The organism is Pyxidicoccus sp. MSG2 (assembly GCF_026626705.1).
Classification (GTDB): domain Bacteria; phylum Myxococcota; class Myxococcia; order Myxococcales; family Myxococcaceae; genus Myxococcus.
This window is the reverse complement of the sequence record NZ_JAPNKC010000001.1, coordinates 7,025,361-7,045,083: the sequence shown is the minus strand read 5'-3', so window position 1 is coordinate 7,045,083 and position 19,723 is coordinate 7,025,361. Positions and strand designations below refer to the sequence as shown.

The 19,723-nt window shown below is 70.7% G+C and carries 12 protein-coding genes; 7 read left to right on the top strand and 5 right to left on the bottom strand.

Annotated features, from left to right (window positions below; all coding sequences use genetic code 11):
- The first annotated feature begins 36 nt into the window (after positions 1-36).
- Positions 37-1,665: a M57 family metalloprotease gene (locus tag OV427_RS27790; RefSeq protein ID WP_267859206.1), complete on the top strand. Its 1,629-nt coding sequence runs from the start codon at positions 37-39 to the stop codon at positions 1,663-1,665.
- Between the two features lie 66 nt (positions 1,666-1,731).
- Positions 1,732-2,292, top strand: a complete 561-nt coding sequence (locus OV427_RS27785) for a class I SAM-dependent methyltransferase (RefSeq protein WP_267859205.1) — start codon at positions 1,732-1,734, stop codon at positions 2,290-2,292.
- 49 nt (positions 2,293-2,341) lie between these two features.
- On the opposite strand, the gene OV427_RS27780 is transcribed toward OV427_RS27785, so the two are convergent.
- Genes OV427_RS27780 through OV427_RS27770 form a run of 3 tightly spaced genes read right to left on the bottom strand, consistent with a single transcriptional unit; the run spans position 2,342 to position 7,686 of the window.
- Entirely contained in the window at positions 2,342-6,286 is a 3,945-nt protein-coding gene (locus OV427_RS27780; protein WP_267859204.1) for a DUF4082 domain-containing protein, read from the bottom strand.
- A 32-nt stretch (positions 6,287-6,318) separates the two neighbouring features.
- Positions 6,319-6,972 (bottom strand): hypothetical protein, encoded by a 654-nt coding sequence (locus tag OV427_RS27775; RefSeq protein WP_267859203.1) that lies wholly within the window; start codon positions 6,970-6,972, stop codon positions 6,319-6,321.
- Between the two features lie 60 nt (positions 6,973-7,032).
- A complete protein-coding gene (locus OV427_RS27770) occupies positions 7,033-7,686 on the bottom strand; it encodes a hypothetical protein (protein ID WP_267859202.1) in 654 nt (217 codons plus the stop codon).
- 421 nt (positions 7,687-8,107) lie between these two features.
- On the opposite strand from OV427_RS27770, the gene OV427_RS27765 reads away from it, so the two are divergent.
- The 5 genes from OV427_RS27765 to OV427_RS27745 all read left to right on the top strand — a co-directional run bounded on the left by OV427_RS27765 (position 8,108) and on the right by OV427_RS27745 (position 15,305).
- The gene (locus OV427_RS27765; protein ID WP_267859201.1) at positions 8,108-10,315 is read left to right on the top strand and encodes a mucoidy inhibitor MuiA family protein; all 2,208 of its coding nucleotides are present in this window, start codon (positions 8,108-8,110) and stop codon (positions 10,313-10,315) included.
- Position 10,316: 1 nt separating this feature from the next.
- Positions 10,317-11,927 (top strand): mucoidy inhibitor MuiA family protein, encoded by a 1,611-nt coding sequence (locus OV427_RS27760; protein ID WP_267859200.1) that lies wholly within the window; start codon positions 10,317-10,319, stop codon positions 11,925-11,927.
- 123 nt (positions 11,928-12,050) lie between these two features.
- Positions 12,051-13,109, top strand: a complete 1,059-nt coding sequence (locus OV427_RS27755) for a papain-like cysteine protease family protein (RefSeq protein WP_267859199.1) — start codon at positions 12,051-12,053, stop codon at positions 13,107-13,109.
- 75 nt (positions 13,110-13,184) lie between these two features.
- On the top strand, positions 13,185-14,525 hold the full coding sequence (locus tag OV427_RS27750) for a sigma 54-interacting transcriptional regulator (RefSeq protein ID WP_267859198.1): 1,341 nt from the start codon (positions 13,185-13,187) through the stop codon (positions 14,523-14,525).
- Positions 14,526-14,744: 219 nt separating this feature from the next.
- Entirely contained in the window at positions 14,745-15,305 is a 561-nt protein-coding gene (locus tag OV427_RS27745; protein WP_267859197.1) for a hypothetical protein, read from the top strand.
- 14 nt (positions 15,306-15,319) lie between these two features.
- Here the strand turns inward: OV427_RS27745 and OV427_RS27740 are convergent, their stop codons facing one another.
- A complete protein-coding gene (locus OV427_RS27740) occupies positions 15,320-18,112 on the bottom strand; it encodes a serine/threonine-protein kinase (protein ID WP_267859196.1) in 2,793 nt (930 codons plus the stop codon).
- A 99-nt stretch (positions 18,113-18,211) separates the two neighbouring features.
- Positions 18,212-19,399 carry a DUF6068 family protein gene (locus tag OV427_RS27735; protein ID WP_267859195.1) on the bottom strand — a complete coding sequence of 396 codons (1,188 nt, stop codon included), beginning with the start codon at positions 19,397-19,399 and terminating at the stop codon, positions 18,212-18,214.
- Positions 19,400-19,723: the final 324 nt, after the last annotated feature.

The window sequence follows — 19,723 nt, the reverse complement described above, 5'->3', positions numbered from 1 at the left end:
CCGAGGCACGGCCTCGAAGCGCGGGGGAATGCTCACATGAAGATCAGGACTGACACACGACACCCCAGGAGTCGTACGGCGGCGCTTGGCGCGGCGGCACTGGCCATGCTGCTGGGCGGCTGCGGACCGGAAATGACCGAGCCCGGCCAGGACCAGGACCCCCTCGGCTCCACCTCCGAGCGCACCACGGCCGCCTTCGAGGCCTGGCGCGCGAAGCACGTCGCCCCCACCGAGGACGGACAATTCCTCGTCGAAGGCGACATGCGCATGCCCGACCTGGCGGCGGTGCGCCAGTACTGGCAGGACTTCACCGAGAACCCCAACGCGCTCTCCGTCTTCCGCGTGGGGGGAGCCGACGCGGCATGGAACCGGACCGACCGCGGGAACATCACCTACTGCATCCGGCCGAGCGACTTCGGCACCGAATACAACCGCGTGGTCGACTTCATGCAGCGCGCCGCCTCGGGCTGGGAGGCCGCCGCCAACGTGCGCTTCGTGCACGTCGTGGCGGAGGACTCGAGCACCTGCAACCGCAGCAACACCCGCGTCAAATACAACGTCGAGCGCAACTTCGCCTTCACGGGCCTCTCGGCCGGCATGGGCTTCCCCACCTACTCCCGGCCCACCCGGTACCTGGAGCTCGGCCCCACCCACGAATGGACCGATGCGGAGTTCATTGCCGTACTGACCCACGAGTTCGGCCATGCGCTGGGCTTCGTGCACGAGCACGACACCGCCTCGGGCTGCGGCATGGTGACCACCGGCAGCTACCGTCCCCTCACCTGCTACGACGGCCGCGGCGCGATGCACTACCCGTCCGAGGGTGGATGGCTCGACCCTTCCCGCACGCTGAACTTCATCTCGCAGTGGGACGTGGAGGGTGCGCAGTCCCTCTATGAAGCGCCCACCAACGTGCTCAGCACCTCCAGCGGCACGGTGTTCGCCCGCCAGCGCTCGACGGGCAACCTCTACCGGCGCGACGCCAGCGGCTGGACGCTGGTCGGCAACCCGGGCCAGTCCTTCGTCGCGGTGGGCAACACGCTCTACGGACAGATTCCGGGCCGCGGCGCGCCGGTGAAGTTCGTGGGCACCGGGTGGGTCACCATCGGCGGCCCGGCCGGTCAGATTTTCGCCTGCGCCGGCGCCCTCTGCGGCACCGACCCGACCAGCGGCAACATCGTCCGGTACAACGCCACCACCGGCGTGTGGACGACCATCGGCGGGCCCGGCTCCCGCTTCGCCGCGACCACCACCGAGGTGTTCGGCATCGGTCTCTGGCAGGACGACTACGTCGCGCGATGGAGCGGCTCGGGCACCAGCTGGTCCATCGTCGGAGGCGGCGCCAGCGAGCTCATCGGCGGTGGCACGAGCATGTACCGGCTCACCAACGTCAAGGACGCCATCCAGCGTTACGACGGTGGCTCGACGTGGACCACCATCGGCGGGACGGGCAGGAGCTACGTCGCGACCGGCGGCAACGTCTACGGGCTGCGGCCGGATGGTTCGTGGGTCATGAAGTACGCGGGCACGCAGTGGAACTCCATCCACGGTGCGGCGACGCGAATCTTCGGCTCGAACGGGTTCCTCTTCGCGACGAACCCCGACGACACCATCGAGCGCTACGAGCCCGCCACCAACACCTGGACGAACCTCGGCAAGCCCTGAGCGTTCTTCCTCTCCTCGGACATGGTAGGCGGGGGCTCCGTACTCCCTACCCACCCAGGAACAACCATGTCCGAGGAAGACCGGCGGCGGTGGAACACGCGCTACCGCGAGCCGCAGGAAGCCCGGGAGCCCTCCGCCTTCCTGCGCTCGCTCGCGGACCTGCTTCCCGTCACGGGCCGTGCGCTCGACGTGGCGGGAGGCACCGGACGGGAGGCCCTGTGGCTCGCGAGGCGTGGCCTGGACGTCACCCTGCTGGACATCTCGGAGGTGGCGCTCGAGCGCGCCTCCGAGGACGCACGAGCGGCGGGAGTGGGCCTGCGGACGCAGTCTTTGGACGTGGAGGTGGAGCCGCTCCCGCCCGGCCCCTTCGACGTCGTGCTCTGCCTGAACTTCCTCTGGCGGCCGCTGTTCGCCCGCTTCCCGCAGGTGCTCGCCCCGGGAGGGCTGCTCGTCTTCGCACAGCCCACCCGCAGCAACCTCCAGCGGCACGCACACCCCTCCGCCCGCTTCCTGCTGGAGGACGGGGAGCTGCCCCGGCTGGTCCAGGGGCTGACGTGCGTCTCGTACACCGAGGCCTGGACCGGGGAAGGCCGTCACGAGGCCCGCCTGGTGGCGGCGAGGGCCTGAGGCTGCCCCCCGACCTCGGACATGTGCCTCGCCTGCCGTGGCCGGCGGGTCAGTCGTACGTGGCCACGTAGTGACCGGCGGCAGCCGCGTTCACGAACACGTAGGCCACGCCCTTGATGGTCTTCGGGGCGCCCACCGTCACGGACGCGCCGTCACGCGTCACCGTCGTCAGGCTCTTCGTCCCGCGAGTGGCCGGCAGCATCAGCGAGAGGCCGTGCGCCGGCGTGCCGAGGTCGAAGGCCAGCGCGGTGCCGTTCCAGCTGCTCGCCGTCACGCGCGTGTGCTCGCGCGCGTCGTTCCAGTCCAGCAACTGCGCGGCGGAGATGACCGCGACCTGGGGACGCGCCTGTAGCGCCGCGAGGCTGGCCGTCGCCTCGAACGAGCCGTTGTCGACGTGCAGGTTGGCCACGAACGTGCCGTAGAAGCCCTTCTGCAGGGCGTTGTCCAGCACGCGCTCCACGTGGAGCGGATACGTCTGTCCCGACTCATCGGTGAACTGCGTCGCCGCCTGGTAGACGTCGACCGGCGTGCCATCCTCGTGCGCGAAGCGCATGGCGAAGCCGCTGCCCGTGAACAGGCCCGGCCGGTCCTGGAGCCAGTTGCCGGGATAGGCGTAGTAGTTGGTGTCGAGCCGGATGCCATGCTCGAGCTCCACGTCGGCCTGGGTCGTCCAGTCGCTCCACGCGATGCAGTGCGTGCGAACCGTCCGCGGGTCGCGGACGCTCGGCCAGCCCTTCAGCGCGTCGGTGACGCCGTTGAAGCTGTCGAGCTGCGCGTCGTAGAGCGCGTCGAGCCAGGCCTTGGTGTCGTAGTCGCCGCAATTCGTACTGAGGTGCATGGCCAGCTCGAAGCCCTTGTCCTCCCACGCCCTGGCCTCCGCGTCCGTGAGCGGCAGGTTGCCGGTGGAGGAGATGCTCGGCGCGTAGCCGTAGATGGTCATGCGGTAGCACTCCCAATCCGCGACCGAGCAGCCCACGGGGCTCGCCGCCTCCAGCTCCTGGAGCCGGCCCAGGGTGTTGTTCCCCGGGTGGCCGTCGCCGGTGTAGACGAACGCGGCCTCTCGCGCGTTCGGCAGGTACCAGAGTCGCGGCAGGGGCTGGCTGGCCAGGTTCATGAGGTTCACCAGCAGCCGCTGCTGCTCGTCGGCCTGCGGAATCTCGAGCTTGTCGAGGTCCACCCAGTCCGCCTCGTCGTCGTAGAACGAGTCGCCGATGAACATGTCGTCCGCGCGGCCGGTCGAGCCCACGAGACCCGGATTCAGGTAGGAGCGGTCCCGGTCCGACTTCGCCCATGCCGGGTTGCCCTGGCGCGTGTACACCACGGAGCGAGCCAGGTCGTAGGCGAAGGCCGCGGCCCTGCCGGCCCCGACACTGCGCAGCGTCACGGCGGCGGCGTTGCCGGCCACGGCCGTGCTCGCATCCTGGTAGAGGCCCGCCACCGTGTCCGTGCCGGCGAGCGGCACGAGCACGTCCGCGACGCCGTGGTACTGCATCGTCTCGTCGACGATGCCGGCGCCGGGTGCCTGGCCGGTGTGGACGTCGATGTAGCCCTCGGCCAGGGTGGCACCGGTGCGGCTGATGCCCAGCAGCGCATCGAGCTCGGGCTTCGGCCGCATGGCGATGAGCGTGCCACCCGCGTTCACCCACTCCGTCAGCGCCGCGAGCTGCGCACTGCCCAGGTTGCCCTCACCGAGAATCACCGTGGTGAAGCCCGCGAGGTCGGCGGCGGCGCCGAGGTTGCCGGCATCCCACTTCACGAACGAGTTGATGCCCTCGGCCTTGAGCAGTTCCGGGAGGTACTCCGTGAAGTGGTTGTCCGGGTCCATCGCGACGAGCACGGGCCCGGTGCCCGCCTTGTTGTCGCGGGCCGGCGACGGTGCCGGCGACGGCACGGGGTAGCTCGCCCGGACGACGACATCCACCGCGTAGTCGGAGTTCGCGAAGCTCTCGGTCGGGATGTGGCTCTCGGGGCCGTAGTGGAAGATGGACGTCTGGTTGGTGCCCGTCCCCTGCGCAACCCGCAGTGCACCGGCGCTGACGCTGTGCGACTCCCACCAGCCACGGCTGTACGCGTAGTGCCCGTTCGGCGCGTAGTAGGAGACCACGTACGTCACGCCGGGCTCGAGCGGGACGGGCGTGGCGAACTTCGCCTCCTGCCAGCCCGCGCTCGTCTCGCTGGTGAAGGTCACGCTGCCGAGATTCTGACCGGTGCCCAGGTTCCACACGTTGCCAACGTGGGTGCCGGTGTTGCCCACGGCCTTGAGGAAGCGCACCGCCAGCGCCGTGGCCGGCCGGTCGACGGTGAACTTCAGGCCCAGCTCGACTCCGATGCCCTCGCTCGAGAAGCCGTCCGGCTGGAACGCGCTGCTGAAGGCCTTCGTGGCCTGCTGCTCCGGCGAGAACACCACGTCGACGCCGTAGTCGGTGTTGCGGAACGACTGGTCCGGGAAGCCGCCGAGGGGACCGTAGTGGAAGACGCCGTTGCCGCTCCTGGGAGCGTGCAGTGGGCGACTGTCCACGCCCTGGTCCGTGAACGCCTCCCAGGTGGCGGACCAGCCACCGTTCGGCGCGAAGTAGGAGGCGACGTACTCCGTGTTGGCGTCGATGTGCACCGGCCAGGCGAAGCGGACCTCCTGCCAGCCAACGAGGGACTCGCTCACGAATTCGGCGTTGGCCAGACGCTCGCCGGTGGCCCCCTTGTAGAGGCGGCCGAAGTGCGTGCCGGAGTTCGCCGCGCCGCCCTTGAAGAAGCGGATGCCGCGCACGTAGCCAGGCACGTCCGAGCGGAAGCGGACGCCGAGCTCGACCGACTCGTTGTTGCCCTCGAGCGGGCGGCGCGGCGCCGCGCCCTTCGGGTACAGCGTGTACTCGTGGCTGCCCGCTGGCGGCGGGGCCGGCGGCAGCGGCGGCGGCGCGGGCGGGTTCACCGAGTTCGTGTAGAGCACGTCCACGTAGTAGTTCGTGGCACCCCAGGTCATGTCGGGGAACGTGGAGGTGGCCGAGTACGCGTGGACGCCGTTCGGCTCCGCCACGGTGTCGCCGGGCTGGCACAGCAGGCCGCGGCAGATGTCGCTGATGAGGCCGTTGAGGTCCCAGGCGTAGTGGCCGTTGGGCGCGTGGTACGAAATCACATACGTCGTGTTCGCGGTGATACGCACCGGCGGGTCGAAGCGCTGGGTCTGCCAGCCCAGCGCCGTCTCACCGACGAACGGGGCGCTGGCGAGCAGCGTGTGGCTGGCAGCGGCCCAGAGGTTGCCGACGTGCGGACCGGTGTTGCCCGCGCCCTTGTAGAAGCGCACGCCGTAGACCCAGCCGTCCTGGCTGGCGCGGAACTTCGCGCCGACCTCGACGGCGGCGCCGTCGCCGCTGCTCGGCACCGTTGGCACCGTGGTGTCGGGGTAGACGCTCGGCGCGAGGTCGGGGTCCGGCGTGGGCGGCTCGTCGGAGTAGACGACGTCGACGTAGTAGTTGCCACCGTTCCAGGTGTCCGTCGGGAAGGTGCCGCCGTTGCTGTACACGAAGACGCCATTCGGGCTCGTCGGCGTGTTCGCGAGCGCATGGAGCGGCCCGCTCGTGATGCCGCTGGCGAAGGCACCGTACGCGTAGGAGTAGTGGCCGGTCGTGGTGTGGTACGAGACCACGTAGACCTGACCGGGCATGACCTGGATGGCCTGCCCGAAAGTCATCTGCTGCCAGCCGGAGTCCGTCTCGCCGGTGAACTCCCCGGTGGCGAGCACGGTGCCGTTGTCCGTCCAGAGCGTGCCGGTATGCGTGCCGGTGTTCGCCACCGCCTTGTAGAAGCGCACGCCAGAAACCCAGCCCGGCGTGTCCACCTCGAAGCGCATGCCGAGCTCGATGGGCGAGGTCTCACTGGAGTTGCCCAGGGGCGTGTCCGACGGCGCGAAGAGCGTATAGGTGGCCGCGGAGGCCGGTACCGGCGTCAGCGCGAGCAGGCACAGGACGAGGCACACGACAGCATGGGGTCGTGAGGTCACGAGGGAGTCCTTATCGAGGAAACAATCAAATCCTACGTGAGCTCGTGGCTTCGGTAGACGGCGAGATCTCCGGAGGGCGGAGCTATCAGCGTCAGCCACGGGCGCGCGGGGAGCGGCAGGTCGACACAGCAGACGCGAATCTGCCGCGTCCGCGCGATGGACTCGAGACCGTCGAGGACCCGCTCCAGGCGCTCACCGCTGAATGGGCAGTACAGGAAGAAGACCGTCCCACGGGTGAGGCTTCCGGCGAGTCTCGCCGCGTCGCCCTCGACCACGGAGAAACGCGGCGCGACGTTCAAACGCTCCGCGAGCTGGCGTGAGGCTCGGACGAGGTCCGGCTGAATCTCGATGCCAATCGACGCCGCCCCGCTCAGGAGATGCGTCAGCGCAGCCACCCTTCCGAGCCCCGAGCCGACGTCGACGAACACGTCGCTGGCCCGCACCTCCGCGAGCTCCACCATCCGAAGCACCGCATCGACCGGACACGGCATGTAGGGGACGCAATCCCGTGGAAGCTCGGGACCGTCGTCAGGAAGCGCGTCGAGCCCGAAGACGGCATCTACCCATTCATCGCGCTCGGCAGCGGGCACGTTCATCAGTGCCGTCCGGAAGGTCGCTGACGTCGCCTGCCCGTTGGAGAGCAACGAGCGCATCAGCCCGGCGCTCTCGCGGTGCACCTGTTCCATGGGCTCCAGCTTACGCGCGATGGACGGTTGCTGGAGCACGCCACCCCGCAACCTGCTTCCTCAACCGTTCGAGGGACAGGTCAACGTGTCATTTTCCACGTCCACACAGTCCGTCACGTCGTACCCGGCCTCCTCTTTTTCGTTCCGCTCCTTGTCGCAGGCAGCCTCGTCGAGGAAGGAGCCAGGCGCCTTGCCCCATACGCCCGTGGGCGGCTTGCGTCGGCAGTAGCGCCAGCGCGCATCTGACGGGGCGCTCGTCGTGGAGGCTGGTGCGACCGAGGTGCCTGGCATCCCGGAGGTACCGGCCGCCTGAACCACGTTGCCAGTGGGTGAGGGCGGAGTTCCACAGGCGCCCGTATTCATGAGCTGCCATTGGACTACACCTGCCGGGTAGAGCGGCGGTATCGGGGGGAGCGTCGAGAGGAACTGCGCGAGCACCTGCTCGTCTGCCGCTGTCAGGATGCGGTTCTGCCGGATGAAGCCCATGGCCCAGCAGTTCGCGTTCACCTCTTTGGCCGGTGATGGGTCCAAGGGATTCTGGTGGTGTCCGCACTCGTGCCAGAACAGGAACTTCTGTGCTGGCACCGGCATCGCCGAAAGCATTGCGAAGTTGATGTGGATGACCGGAATCGGCCCGGTGGGGCTCGGCCTGAAGGTGGCGTAGCCAGCGAAGCCGGATGCCAGGAACTGCGGGTCGGTGCTGTTGAAGTCCATCACAGGCATCCCGGTAGGGGTTCTGCAAGCGTGGACCGTTCCATCCCCCGCGGTGAAGGCGTGCGCTTCGCTCCCCATCGCGAAGCAGCTCGCGAGCAAGAGCGCCTGGACCCGTCTCATTTCCCCTCCCGATGCGATGTGACCCTTCCCAATCGTGAGCGAGACACTACCAGAGCGGTGCACCTGTTCCATGACCTGCACGGCATGCGCTCGCGCCGCTCCCCGTGCAGGCGTGTGTGCTCCAAGCCGGATGCAACTCATCGCATTCACCACCCTCGAGTGGATGTTGGGAATGCCGGGCCGGGCTCCGGGGCAGCCGGAGCGCCGCGCATCTCCTTGTGGCCGCGGACCGTTCCGGACGAAAGTGGGCGCGTGCTGACGGGCGGCAAGCCCTCGGCCCCACCTTTGACCGGGAGCACCGATGCCCGTCGTGGAATCCCGAATCGACACCGTGACGCTCTACCAGCAGGGCGCGCGGGTGACGCGGCTGCTGACGCTGGACTGCCCCGAGGGCCGCGCGCCCGGGGAGCTCGAAATCCCCCGGCTGCCGCTGGCCCTGTTCGACCCCACGGTGCGCGTGCGGGTGCTGGCCACCGGTGGCGGCGGCTCGGACCTCACGGCCACGAACGTGCGCGTGGGCCTGTGGCTGCCGCCCCGCGAGGCCCCCCTGGAGACGGTGGACCAGGCCGCGCTGCGCACGCTGCGCCAACAGGTCAGGACGGTGGAGAGCCACATCCGCCAGCGCCAGTGGGAGATGAACGTCTTCGGCGGCATCACCGTGCCCCCGCGCCCGAAGCCCGAGGAGGGCAAGCCCCCACCGTCCTCACCCCTGGGCGCGCGCATGGCGCTGGAGCAGTTCACCCATGACGGCGCGCAGGCCCGGCTCGCGGAGATGCGCGCCCTGGGCGAGCAACTGCGCACGCTGCGCGAGGAGGTGGCCGTCCTCGAGCAGCGGCTGGCCCAGGCCTCCACCGCGCGGCAGGTGACGGTCCAGGACCTCTACAAGTCCGTGCACGTGCAACTGCGCCACCAGGGCGCCGCGCTCTCCCGCGCGAGCCTCTCCGTGGAGTACTTCGTCCCCGGCGCGCGCTGGGCGCCCAGCTACCAGTGCCGCCTGTCGCGGGACTGCCGGCAGGTGGAGCTGGTGATGCGCGCCCTCATCGGCCAGCACTCCGGCGAGGACTGGAGCGGAGTGAAGCTGGTGCTCTCCACCGCCGCCCCGCTGAGCTGGACGGAGCTGCCGGAGCTGTCCTCCATCCGCATCGGCCGCGCGCAGCCCCCGCCCCCCGCGCGCGCGGGCTTCCGGCCGCCGCCGCAGGGCGCCGCCTCGCTCTTCTCCGACTTCGACCGGGACCAGCAGGCGCTGCTGCGCGTGCTGCCTTCACCTTCACCCTTCCCCCTCCCCTCCCTCCACGAGCCCGTGGACCTCGAGAGCCTGGAGCCTCCCGTCCCGTCGGACGTGGACGTCCTCTTGAGCGAGGCCGGCGGCGACGACGAGGTCGAGGAGGAGATGGCTGCCCCGTCGATGAGGGTCTACGCGGAGGAACGGGATGCGGAGATGTTCGAGGAGCCCATGGCGGTGGCCGCCGCTCCCATGGCCCCTCCTCCTCCCGCGCCCAGCAAGTCCATCATGCCCGCCTCCGCCGGAGCGCCCGCGCGCCGCAGCAGGGAGATGTCCAAGAAGATGGACCGGGGCGGGCCCGCCTTCGGCCATGGCGCCGGGCCCACGCAGGCCGGCCTGGAGGCGGTGGTCTTCACGCACCTGCGGCTCGCCCCCGCGTCGGACGGTGCGCACCGCAACCGGCTCCAGCCCATGGACGCGCGCCGCTTCTATCTGGAGACGCTGGCGCGCTTCCAGGTGGAGGTGACGTTCGACGTCATGGCGGCGGTGGCCGGAGCGGAGGCACGCGCCCAGGGCATGGCCTCCACGCCGCTGCCCGGCGGCACCGCCGACGTGAGGAACGCTTCCAGTCGCTTCGACTTCAGCTACACGGCCGAGGCCACCGTGGATGTCCCCTCGGACGGCGTCTTCCACTCCGTGGCGCTGGGCGCTCGCACCGGTGACGCCAGCGTCCTCTACGTGGCCGTGCCAAGGGAGGACTCGAACGTCTACCGGCAGGCCGAGGTGCAGAACCCGCTGCCCGCCCCGATGCTGGCCGGACCCGCCGAGGTGTACGTGGGCGGCGAGTACGTGCTGTCCACCACCCTGCCCACGGTGGCCCCGCGCGGCAACTTCAAGCTGGGCCTGGGCGTGGAGCAGGCCATCCGCTGCGCGCGCAACACCCGCTACCGCGAGCAGCGCAGCGGCTCCAAAATCGTGGCGACGACGGAGCTGTGGCACGACCTCACCATCGACCTGGCCAACAACCTGGACCGGGACATCGTCTGCGAGGTCCGCGAGCGCATTCCCCAGCCCGCGCCCGACGCGGAGGTGGTGGTGGAAGAGGGCACCGTCACCCCGGCGTGGGAGCCCTACACGCAGCAGGAGCGCGGCGCCAAGGCGCTGGAGGGTGGGCGGCGCTGGCGCCTCACCGTGCCGGCCAACCACACCCAGCAGCTCTCCGCGCAGTACGTGGTGAAGCTGTATGCCAACAACGAGCTCGAGGGCGGCAACCGCCGCGAGGCCTGACATGAGCACGGAGATTCAGACCCAGGGTGTGGAGCGTCAGGAGCCCCCGCTGCCCAGCGAGGCCATGCGGCTGGACGCGCCGGTGCGCGGCGTGACGCTGCTGGAGGACCGGGCCCAGGTGTCGCGCCAGGGCACCGTGCGCGTGCGCGCCGGGCAGAACCGAATCGTGCTCCCGGGCATCGCGCCCGTGCTGCAGGACGTGTCCCTGCGCGCCGAGGTGCTCTCCGGCCCCGCGCGGGTGGCGGACGCCCGCATCCGCCGGGCCCTGCGCATCCGCACCGCGGACAAGCCGGAGGCGGCCCGACTCCTGGAGGAGCGGCTGCGAGCCCTCCAGCGCGAGTACGGGCAGACGCTGGAGGACCAGGTGCGCAACCGGCTTCGCTTCGAGCGCGTGGGCAACATGCTGGAGCTGGGCGCGGGCGAAATCCCCGAGGACGCCGGCTGGGGCATGGGCACCGCGACCCAGTGGCAGGACACCTTCGACGCGATGTTCCGCAGGGCCCGCCAGCTGCGCGAGGAGACGCTCCAGGCCAGCTTCAAGATGGAGCGGCTGTCGGACGAGCTGACCGCCGTCGCTCGCCAGCGGCAGGCCATGGACCGCGTGGACCACCAGGTGGTGTCCTGGCTGGAGGCGGACCTGCTGGCCAGCGCCGACGGCGAGGTGGAGGTCCGCATCGACTACGTGGTGCCCAATGCCATGTGGCGGCCGCTGCACACGGCCCGGCTGGTGGAGGGCGGGCAGGTGCGCGTCACCTCGTCGGCCGCGGTGTGGCAGGACACGGGCGAGGACTGGAAGGACGTGGACCTCCAGTTCTCCACGGCGCGCTCGTCGCTGGGAATCGAGCCGCCGCTGCTGGGCGACGACCTGCTCTCCGTGAAGAAGAAGAACGAGCAGGTGCTGGTGCAGGCGCGCCAGGTGGCGGTGCAGAAGGCCGGCCTGGGCAGCGCCCCCGCGAAGGGCGGCGCGCCGACCACCGTGGACCTGCCGGGCGTGGACGACGGCGGCGAGACGCGCAACCTGAAGGCGCCCGGGAAGAACACCGTGCCCTCGGACGGGCGGCCCAACGTGGTGCCGCTCTTCACCTTCGAGGACGCGGCGCGCTCGGAGCTGGTGGCCTTCCCGGAGCTGGAGGCCAAGGCGTTCCTGCGGGCCGTGGCGCGCAACACCTCCTCCAACCCGGTGCTGGCGGGCCCGGTGGAGTTGCTGCGTGACAACGGCTTCGTGGGGTGGACGCAGACGCTGTTCGTGGCGCCCCAGGAGAAGTTCGAGCTGAGCTTCGGCCCGGATGACGCCATCCGCATCCAGCGCGAGGACAAGAAGCACCGCGAGGAGGTGGACTCGGTGAGCAAGTGGACCGAGCACACCCTGCACCGGCTCCTCTACCTGTCCAACCTGTCCGGCGAGACGCGCACCGTCACCGTCACCGAGCGCATCCCCGTGGCGGAAATCGAACATGTGAAGGTGGAGCTGGACACGAAGAAGACCACCGGTGAGCCCGTGCTCGACGAGAACGGCTTCGTCACGTGGAAGGTGGAGCTGCCCGCCAACGGACACACCACGCTCCACCTGTGGTTCAAGATGTCGATGGCGCCGGGGGTGCAAATTTCCTGAGCGCCCGGATACGGGAAACCCCCGACGCCAGGACGCCCGGGCGCACTCGTACAGACGACAGGCAACCTTGTGCGCCTTCTTGAGACAATACCTGGGTGGAGTGATGCGAAGAGGAGCGGACCCGTGGGCGTTGACCGTGCTCGTACCCAACCGTCCGCGACGCAGAACGCCGCCGCGAGCAAGGGGGGCGCGAAGGGCCGCGACTGGCTGAACATCCCCCACATCAATCAGCTCCGCCCGGACGGCGCCAACGAGGGCTACGTCAACGGCGCCTCCTTCTGCGGCCCCGCCGTGGTGGCGATGCTGGCCCGGGGGGCCAACAGGTATCCCGGGCTGAGTGATGCCCGGCTCATCCAGGAGCTGTCCGAAGGCCTGGTGTCCCGGAAGGGGACGTCACCCCAGGACCTGACGAAGATGCTGGGGCGCGCCGACCTCCCCCTGGCCGGCCCGGCGCTGTCCGGCTCCTATAAAGATACCCAGTTGCAACAGCACCTGCGTCAGGGCCACAAGCTCATTGCCCAGGTGGAGTCGGTCAACGCGAAGACGGGGGAGCGGAGCGCGCACTACATCGTGGTGCGCGGGATGACGCCCGACGGCAAGTACCGCATCTCGAATCCGATGGCCAACGGGCCCCAGGTGCTGTCTCCCAACCGGCTCCGGGGCCTCGTGAACCGGGCGCCTCCGGATGGAGGGATGCTCATCCCCGTGGCCCAGCCCCGCAACATCACCAAGGGCTCCGGCGCCGTCACACCCCGGCCCGCGCGGCTGGACACGCCGGGACGGAACGACGGCCCCATGGGCATCATGGCCCGCCGTGAGGCGCGCAACGACTTCAAGCTCAGCATCGACTACGGCGGCCGCCAGGTGCGCCCCGTCATCAGCTCCGTCAGCCCCATGGGCTACGGGTCGCACGGCAACTTCCCCTACGACATGGCCAGCATCGGCCGCGATGCGATGCGCTACGGCTCCAGCAGGCCGGTGACTCCGGACCGCTTCAACGCGGAGGACTTCGCGGGCCGGCTGCTGTGGCTCAAGCGGAAGGGAGAGCCCAAGGCCCTCGAGGTCCTGGAGCTCCTCCAGTCCAGCCCCTACCCCAGGGACCAGCGCGTCTTCGCGCGCGTCATGAGGGCCGAGCTGCGCCAGCCCGGCATCGGCAAGAAGATACTGGGCGACCCCTGCTGAGCGGCGGCGCCGGGCTCCGCGCGCGGCGGGTGCCGGGCGCACCGCGTGTGCTAGCCTCCAGGTGCTTTGGCATCGGTGCCTCCAGAGGAAGATGAGGAGCTCGCGGGGTCGGAGACCACTCCGCTCGAGCAGGTGCGCGGCCCCACGCGCGTCCGCCTGAAGCTGCTGGTCATCTCCGGGCCCGACGTGGGCCGCAGCGTGCCGCTCGAGCCAGGCCAGTACCGGATTGGCTCGTCCCCCTCCTGCGAGATTGCGCTGAGCGACAAGACTGTCTCGCGCCAGCACCTGCGGCTCGAGGTGCGTGAGGACGGCGTGCGGGCCGTGGACGCGGGCTCGCGCAATGGCTCCTTCTGCGAGCAGATGCGCTTCTCCGAGCTGGAGGTCCGCGTGGGGGCGGTCCTCCAGGTGGGCACCACCGAGTTCAAGCTGGTGCCGGAGGAGTCACGCGAGCGCATCATCCCGCCTTCCGCGCGCGAGTCCTTTGGCGCGCTGGTGGGCGACAGCCGGCCCATGCGCGAGCTGTTCACCCTGCTGGAGCGACTGGCGGCGGGGGACGCGGATGTGCTCGTGCAGGGCGAGACGGGCACGGGCAAGGAGCTGTGCGCCGAGGCGCTCCATCAGCAGGGCAAGCGCAGCCAGGGCCCGTTCGTCATCGTCGACCTGGCCGGCGTGGCGCCCTCGCTCATCGAGTCCGAGCTGTTCGGCCACGTGAAGGGGGCCTTCACCGGAGCCCATGGAGAGCGGGCCGGGGCCTTCGAGCGGGCCCACGGAGGCACCGTCTTCCTGGACGAGGTGGGGGAGCTGCCGCTGGAGCTCCAGCCCCGGCTCCTGCGGGTGCTGGAGCGGCGCCAGTTGAAGCGGGTGGGCGCCAATGACTACCGCACCGTGGACATGCGGGTGGTCGCGGCCACGCATGTCGACCTGGAAGGCGCGGTGAAGGCCGGTAGGTTTCGCAGGGACCTGTTCCACCGGCTGGCCGTGCTGCGCGTCACCCTGCCCCCCCTGCGCGAGCGGCCCGAGGACCTTCCCCTCCTGGTGGACACGGTGCTGCGGCGCATGGGCAAGCCCCCGGGCGCGCTGTCGGAGCAGACGCGCGCGCTGCTGGCCCAGTACCCGTGGCCGGGAAACGTGCGAGAGCTGCGCAACGTGGTGGAGCAGGTGGTGAACCTGGGCGAGGAGACGCTGCCCGAGCTGACCCCGGACCCGCTCGGGCACTCCGCCGACGCGGGCTCGGCCGACCTGGAGCTGCCCTTCAAGGAAGCCAAGGAGCGGCTCATCGAGGGCTTCGAGCGCGACTACCTCCGGAGCCTGATGGAGCGGTGCGAGGGCAACCTCTCCCGCGCCTCGCGCGAGGCCGGCATCGACCGGTTCTACCTGCGCAAGCTGATGAAGAAGCACGGGCTGGACGCGAACTGAGGCCGGGGTGGCGACTCCAGTCGCCAGGTGGCAACGCGACTCGCCAGGGCCGCCCCCCGCCTCCCGGGCCCGCGTGCCCTACCCCCCGCGCTAAACCCCTGAAGAGACTAAGCGCACCTTGTGCCGCAAGCCCGGCGGGTGTGTGGCACGCCCCTCGCAGTAGGCATGGGCACACACCAGCGCTCCTCCGGACGCTGCGAACCCAAAAAGGAAAACCCCATGCGCGCCATCTCCTCCTCCGCCGGCTCCTCCGCTGCTTCCCACGCCCAGCGTTCCTTCGCCACCCGCCAGGGCAACCAGGCCAACCGCATCCAGAAGGGCATCGCTGACGGCTCCCTCACCTCCGAGGAGGCCAGCAGCCTGAAGGCGAAGCAGTCGCAGATCGCGGAGGCGAAGGACCGCGCGATGGCCGACGGCAAGATTGACAAGAAGGAGCGCAAGGAGCTGCGGAAGATGCAGCGGGAAGCCAGCCGCGACATCTTCGAGCAGCGGCACAACGGCGCCGAGGGCCCGGTCGCGCCCGAGCAGCGGGGCTCCAACATCGAGGGCCACCAGACCGGCCAGCGCAACCGCATCCAGAAGGGCATCGGTGACGGCTCGCTCAGCGCCGGCGAGGCCGGCTCCCTGATGGAGCAGCAGACCCGCGTTGCGGAGGCCAAGGGCAAGGCGATGGCCGACGGGACGATGGACGAGACGGAGTACAACCAGCTCCGCCAGCTGCAGCGCGAGGCCAGCATGGCCATCTTCAACGCGCGCCACAACGACGGCATCCGGGTGTAGCCACCGCGAGCGGCTCAGTGCGGCATGGAGTGGTCGGGGGCGCGCTGGGGAACAGGGCGCTCCTTCCGGGCCTCGAGCCAGGCGCTGATGTCCGCCGCCTGCTGCTGCTGGCCCAGCGCCGTGTAGCGCTCCCGGGCCCGCCGCGCCTCCTCGCGGGCCTGCTCGGGCTCACGGCCCGCGGCCCACAGCGCCTGGGCCAGGGTGAAGCCCGTGTGCGCGAGCGCCTCCGGGTCCGTGTTCGCGTAGGAGAGCGCCTGCCGCAGCGGCGCGATGGCCTGGGCGGGGAGGCCCTGGGCCAGCAGCGTCTTGCCCACGCCGTCCAGGGAGTAGGAGAGGTCGGGGTGCTCCGCGCCGAGCGCCCGTCGCTTGAGCGCCTCGGCCTCGCGAAAGGACTTCAGGGCCTCGTCGTAGCGCTTCAGTTGGAGGAAACACTCACCCAGCTCGTCCAGGTCGTCGGCGATGGAAGGGTGCTCGGGCCCCAGCGCGGCCTGGCGTACCGCGAGCGCCGTCCGGGCGTACTCCAGCGCGCGGGCAGGCTCTCCGCTCTCCCGGTACGCCGTGGCCAGCATGCTCCGGCGGATGGCGACCTCGGGGTGTTGCGGCCCCTTGAGCGCCTCCGTGCGTCGCAGCGACTCGCTGAGCATGGCGATGGCCCTGGGAAGGTCTCCCAGGCGCAGTGCCGCGAGGCCCAGGGCGTGGCTCACCTTGGCCCGCCGCGGGTCCTCTGGCGCGAGCGCGCCCTCCAACGCGCGGGCCTTGGAGAAGGAGTCCCACGCCTCCTGGTAGCGCCCGCCGAAGAGGGCGGTGTAGCCCAGGTTGACGTTCAGGTCGAAGGCCGCGGGCGGCTCACTGCCCACCCGCTCCAGCACGCCCCGCGCCATGTCGCCCCACCGGCGCGCCTCGTCCGGGTGGCCGTTGTTGGCCAGCGCGTAGGTGAAGCGGGTGAGCACCTCCAGGCGCTGCCGGTCCGCGCGGCCCGCCTCGGCATCCTGGAGGGCACGCTCGAACTGGCGCAGGCTCTCCTCCGCTTCGCCCTGCTGATGAAGCAGCCAGGCCTGCAGGTAGCTCAGCTCGGCCTGGAGCGGGCGCCAGGCGGTGAGGGCCGCCTGGGGCTCCAGCTTCCGCGCCAGCTCCAGTCCCTGGGCATAGCGGCCCGCATCGAGCAGCGCGCGGACCTGGGCAAGCTGCCCGCCGAGTTGCTCGAGGGCCGCGCGGCGCATGGGGTCGGCGGGCAGCGCGGGCTGCTCGGCCAGGGAGTCGATGTCGCGGCACTCCTCGAGTCCCGGGAGCGCGGAGGCGGCATCCACGGCGCGCTCCACCACCTTGCCATCCGCGCTGGTGAGCAGGTCCACCAACGCGCCCAGGCTCTTGCGGCGACGCTCCAGGCACACCATGCGCAGGGACAGCAATTCCTCCGTCTGCTCGCCGCGCACGCGGGTGGCCTCGCAGGCCTCGGTGTGCAGGCGGGCCCACCCGCCGGCATAGGCATCCAGCAACCGGGTTGCCCCGTGGGCGCTCTCCGAGGCGAAGGGCCTGCCCGTGGCGTGGAAGGCGGCCTCCAGCTTCTGCCGGGCCCCGGGCCCCCATACGGAGGCCACGAGGGAGTCCGCCCCCGCGCACACCTGGCTCTGACGGTGGAGGTACAGGCCCATGCCCGCCGTGGCCGCCGTCAGCAGGCCCAGGGCCGCCAGGGCTCCACGGCGGTTGCTGCGCCGCTGCTCCCAGGAGAGCTCCTCCAGCAGGGCCTCCATGGAAGGGAAGCGGTCCTCCGGGTGCAGGGACAGGCCCCGCATCACCGCGTTCCGCACCCGCGTGGCGACGCGAGGCTCCGCGGGAGGCACCTTCGCGGTGCCATGAGGCAGCAGCCGCCAGGCCTCCGTGCCAGGGGGCGCCTCGCCCTGACGCCGAGCCGCCTGGGTGGCCGCTTCGACCATGCGCCGGGGCTCCACGGCGTGCTTGCGATACAGCGCCCAGTACAGCGAAGCGCAGAAGCTGAACTGGTCCGCGCGTGCGTCCACACCGAGGCCCAGGTACTGCTCGGGCGGCATGAAGTGGGGGGTGCCCATCACGAGCCCCGGCTGCGTCAGCGGCGTGGCGGACTGGAGGCTTCCCGCCCGGACCGACAGCGCCTCCTCGTCGAGTCGTGTCGCTTCGTCCTCGTGGGAGAGGGGCGTGAGCCGGGCCAGGCCGAAGTCCGTCACGCAGACGCGGCCGTTGCGGCCCATGAGGACGTTGGCGGGCTTGAAGTCCCGGTGCACCAGCCCCACCCGGTGCGCGGCGAGCAGGCCCTGTCCCGCCTGGAGGAACACGCGCAGCACCTCCTGCGGCGAGGGAGGTGGCTTCTGGCGGGCCCACTCGTGGAGGTTCTGGCCCTGGATGAACTCCATGGCGATGAAGACGCCGCCGCCCACCGTCCCCACGTCATGCACGGTGATGACGTTGGGGTGGGAGATGCGGGCCATGGCCTGGGCCTCGCGCAGCAACCCGCCCGCCTCATCCGGGTCGCCGGGGCTGGCCTTGTCCGGGCGCAGCAGCTTGAGCGCCACCTTGCGGTCCAATTCCGGGTCATGGGCGGCGTAGACCACGCCAATGCCGCCCTGCCCCACGGGATTGAGGATGAGGTAGCGCTCGACGTGGGTGCCTCGCTCCAGCAGGAGCCCGGCGCCCGCGGGAGGAGACGTGGGTGCGGTGTCAGGTGGACGGGGGGGTCGCTCCTGGCGTCCCCGTGGGACTGGCGGAGCGGCGGGCTCCGTCACGCCCTCTTCGCCAGGGTTGGCGAGGTCTTCATCCGCAGGAGGTCCGCTCATCGAGCCAGCAGCATAAGGCCGCGGCACACCCGGCGCTCGCGAGGCGGCCGCGGTCCCTCCCTCCCGTACGCTCGAGGCTGACGACCTGGCGCGCTGGCGTTACTTCTGGCCCCCGAGCCAGGAGCCCCACCGCACGATTCGCGTGCCACCCGCGGGCTCGCGCTTGCCACCCGCGAGCACGCGCTCGCTGCTGCTGGAGAGCGGCTGGAAGCGCGCCTCATGGGGCAGGCCCGCGAGCCCCGGGGCCCACGGCTCGGCCGCGTAGGTCTCCGAGAGGACGAGCCGGGTACCATCCGCCTCCTCATTGCTCTGCACGATGAGGGCGGGCACGTTGCCGGCCTCCGCGGTGAAGGTGCCACGGGTGCCGGACGCGGCGGCGGCCGGAGGCCAGTCCCCCGAGGACAGCGCCTCCCAGGGCAGGTTCACCAGCACCTCCTCCAGGGGCTCCGGCTCGGCCTGGGAGAAGTCCGAGCAGGGGGCGGCGGTGGCGTCGTCGACGGGGGCCTCGGTGCGCAGGAGGTAGCCGCGCTCGGCCGTGAAGCACACGCGCTGCACGCTGGGAGCGGGGCCCACGTCCACGTGCCGGTCGTAGTACGCGCCCGGGCCCAGGGGCCGCTCCAGCGCGGGCACGGGAGCGTCGGCGTCGGCCGTGCCCTCGCGGAACTCGCGCAGCGCCACCTTGAAGCCGCCCGGGGTGTGGAAGCCGGCCGCCTCGGTGCTCGCCTCGAGCAGGCCGTGGGTGAGGTAGAGCGGGCCCGGCGCGTTGGCATACACGCGCGTGCGCAGGGGGCCGTCCACGGGGCGCTGATCGCTGACGTAGCGCAGGGCCTCCCAGGTGCGGCCCGCGCTGGAGGCATTCTCCGCGGTGGCCTGGCCCCCATGGGGCACGTCGAGCGGGCGCGTCGTGTCCGCGCGCACGGGAAGGAGCAGGTCCTTCGCCAGCCGCGGCTGCGCCAGGGGCCGCCCGGCCTCGTCCGCGAAGGCCACGCGCACCCAGACCCAGGGCTGCTGCACGGCCACCACTTCCAGCGTCAGCTCGCCGGCGAGCGTGCGCGCGGTGCCGCCGCCACGGGGCTCGGGGCCCTGGGTCGCGGAGAAGGTGTAGGTGACCCGGTCGCCCACGCGGGCGCGCTTCCAGGCGTCAGCGGCCTGCATGGGAGCGGCCTCCTGCGTCTGCGTGTCGGAAGGAGACGGGCTGCTCGACTTCGTGCTCTCGCAGCCCGGGAGGAACGACAGGGCCGCGCCCAACAGCGCGGCGATGCGGAAGTGGGAGTGGCGCATATGCATGGAAGACTGGTTACACCGGGAGTGTATTCACGCCCAGCACCCGTCCCACGAAACTCCTGGCGCGTTGCGCCGAGAATGAATTCATCCGGCTGCGGTGCGTCGTGGGAGTTGACGCACCCTGCCTGGGTGCGGTGCTGTCGGTGAGTCGCGCAGAACCTGGGTCGGGGTGTCTGAGACCCCGGGGCCGGTGACCGATAACCAGACATCACTGTGTGGTTCCGAAACGCCCGGGCTTCCACGAGAAATCCGTAGCGCTGGCGCCAACTTGCGCCCAAGAACGTCAATTTCATATACAATCACGGGGTCTGAACCTGGAGCACAGAT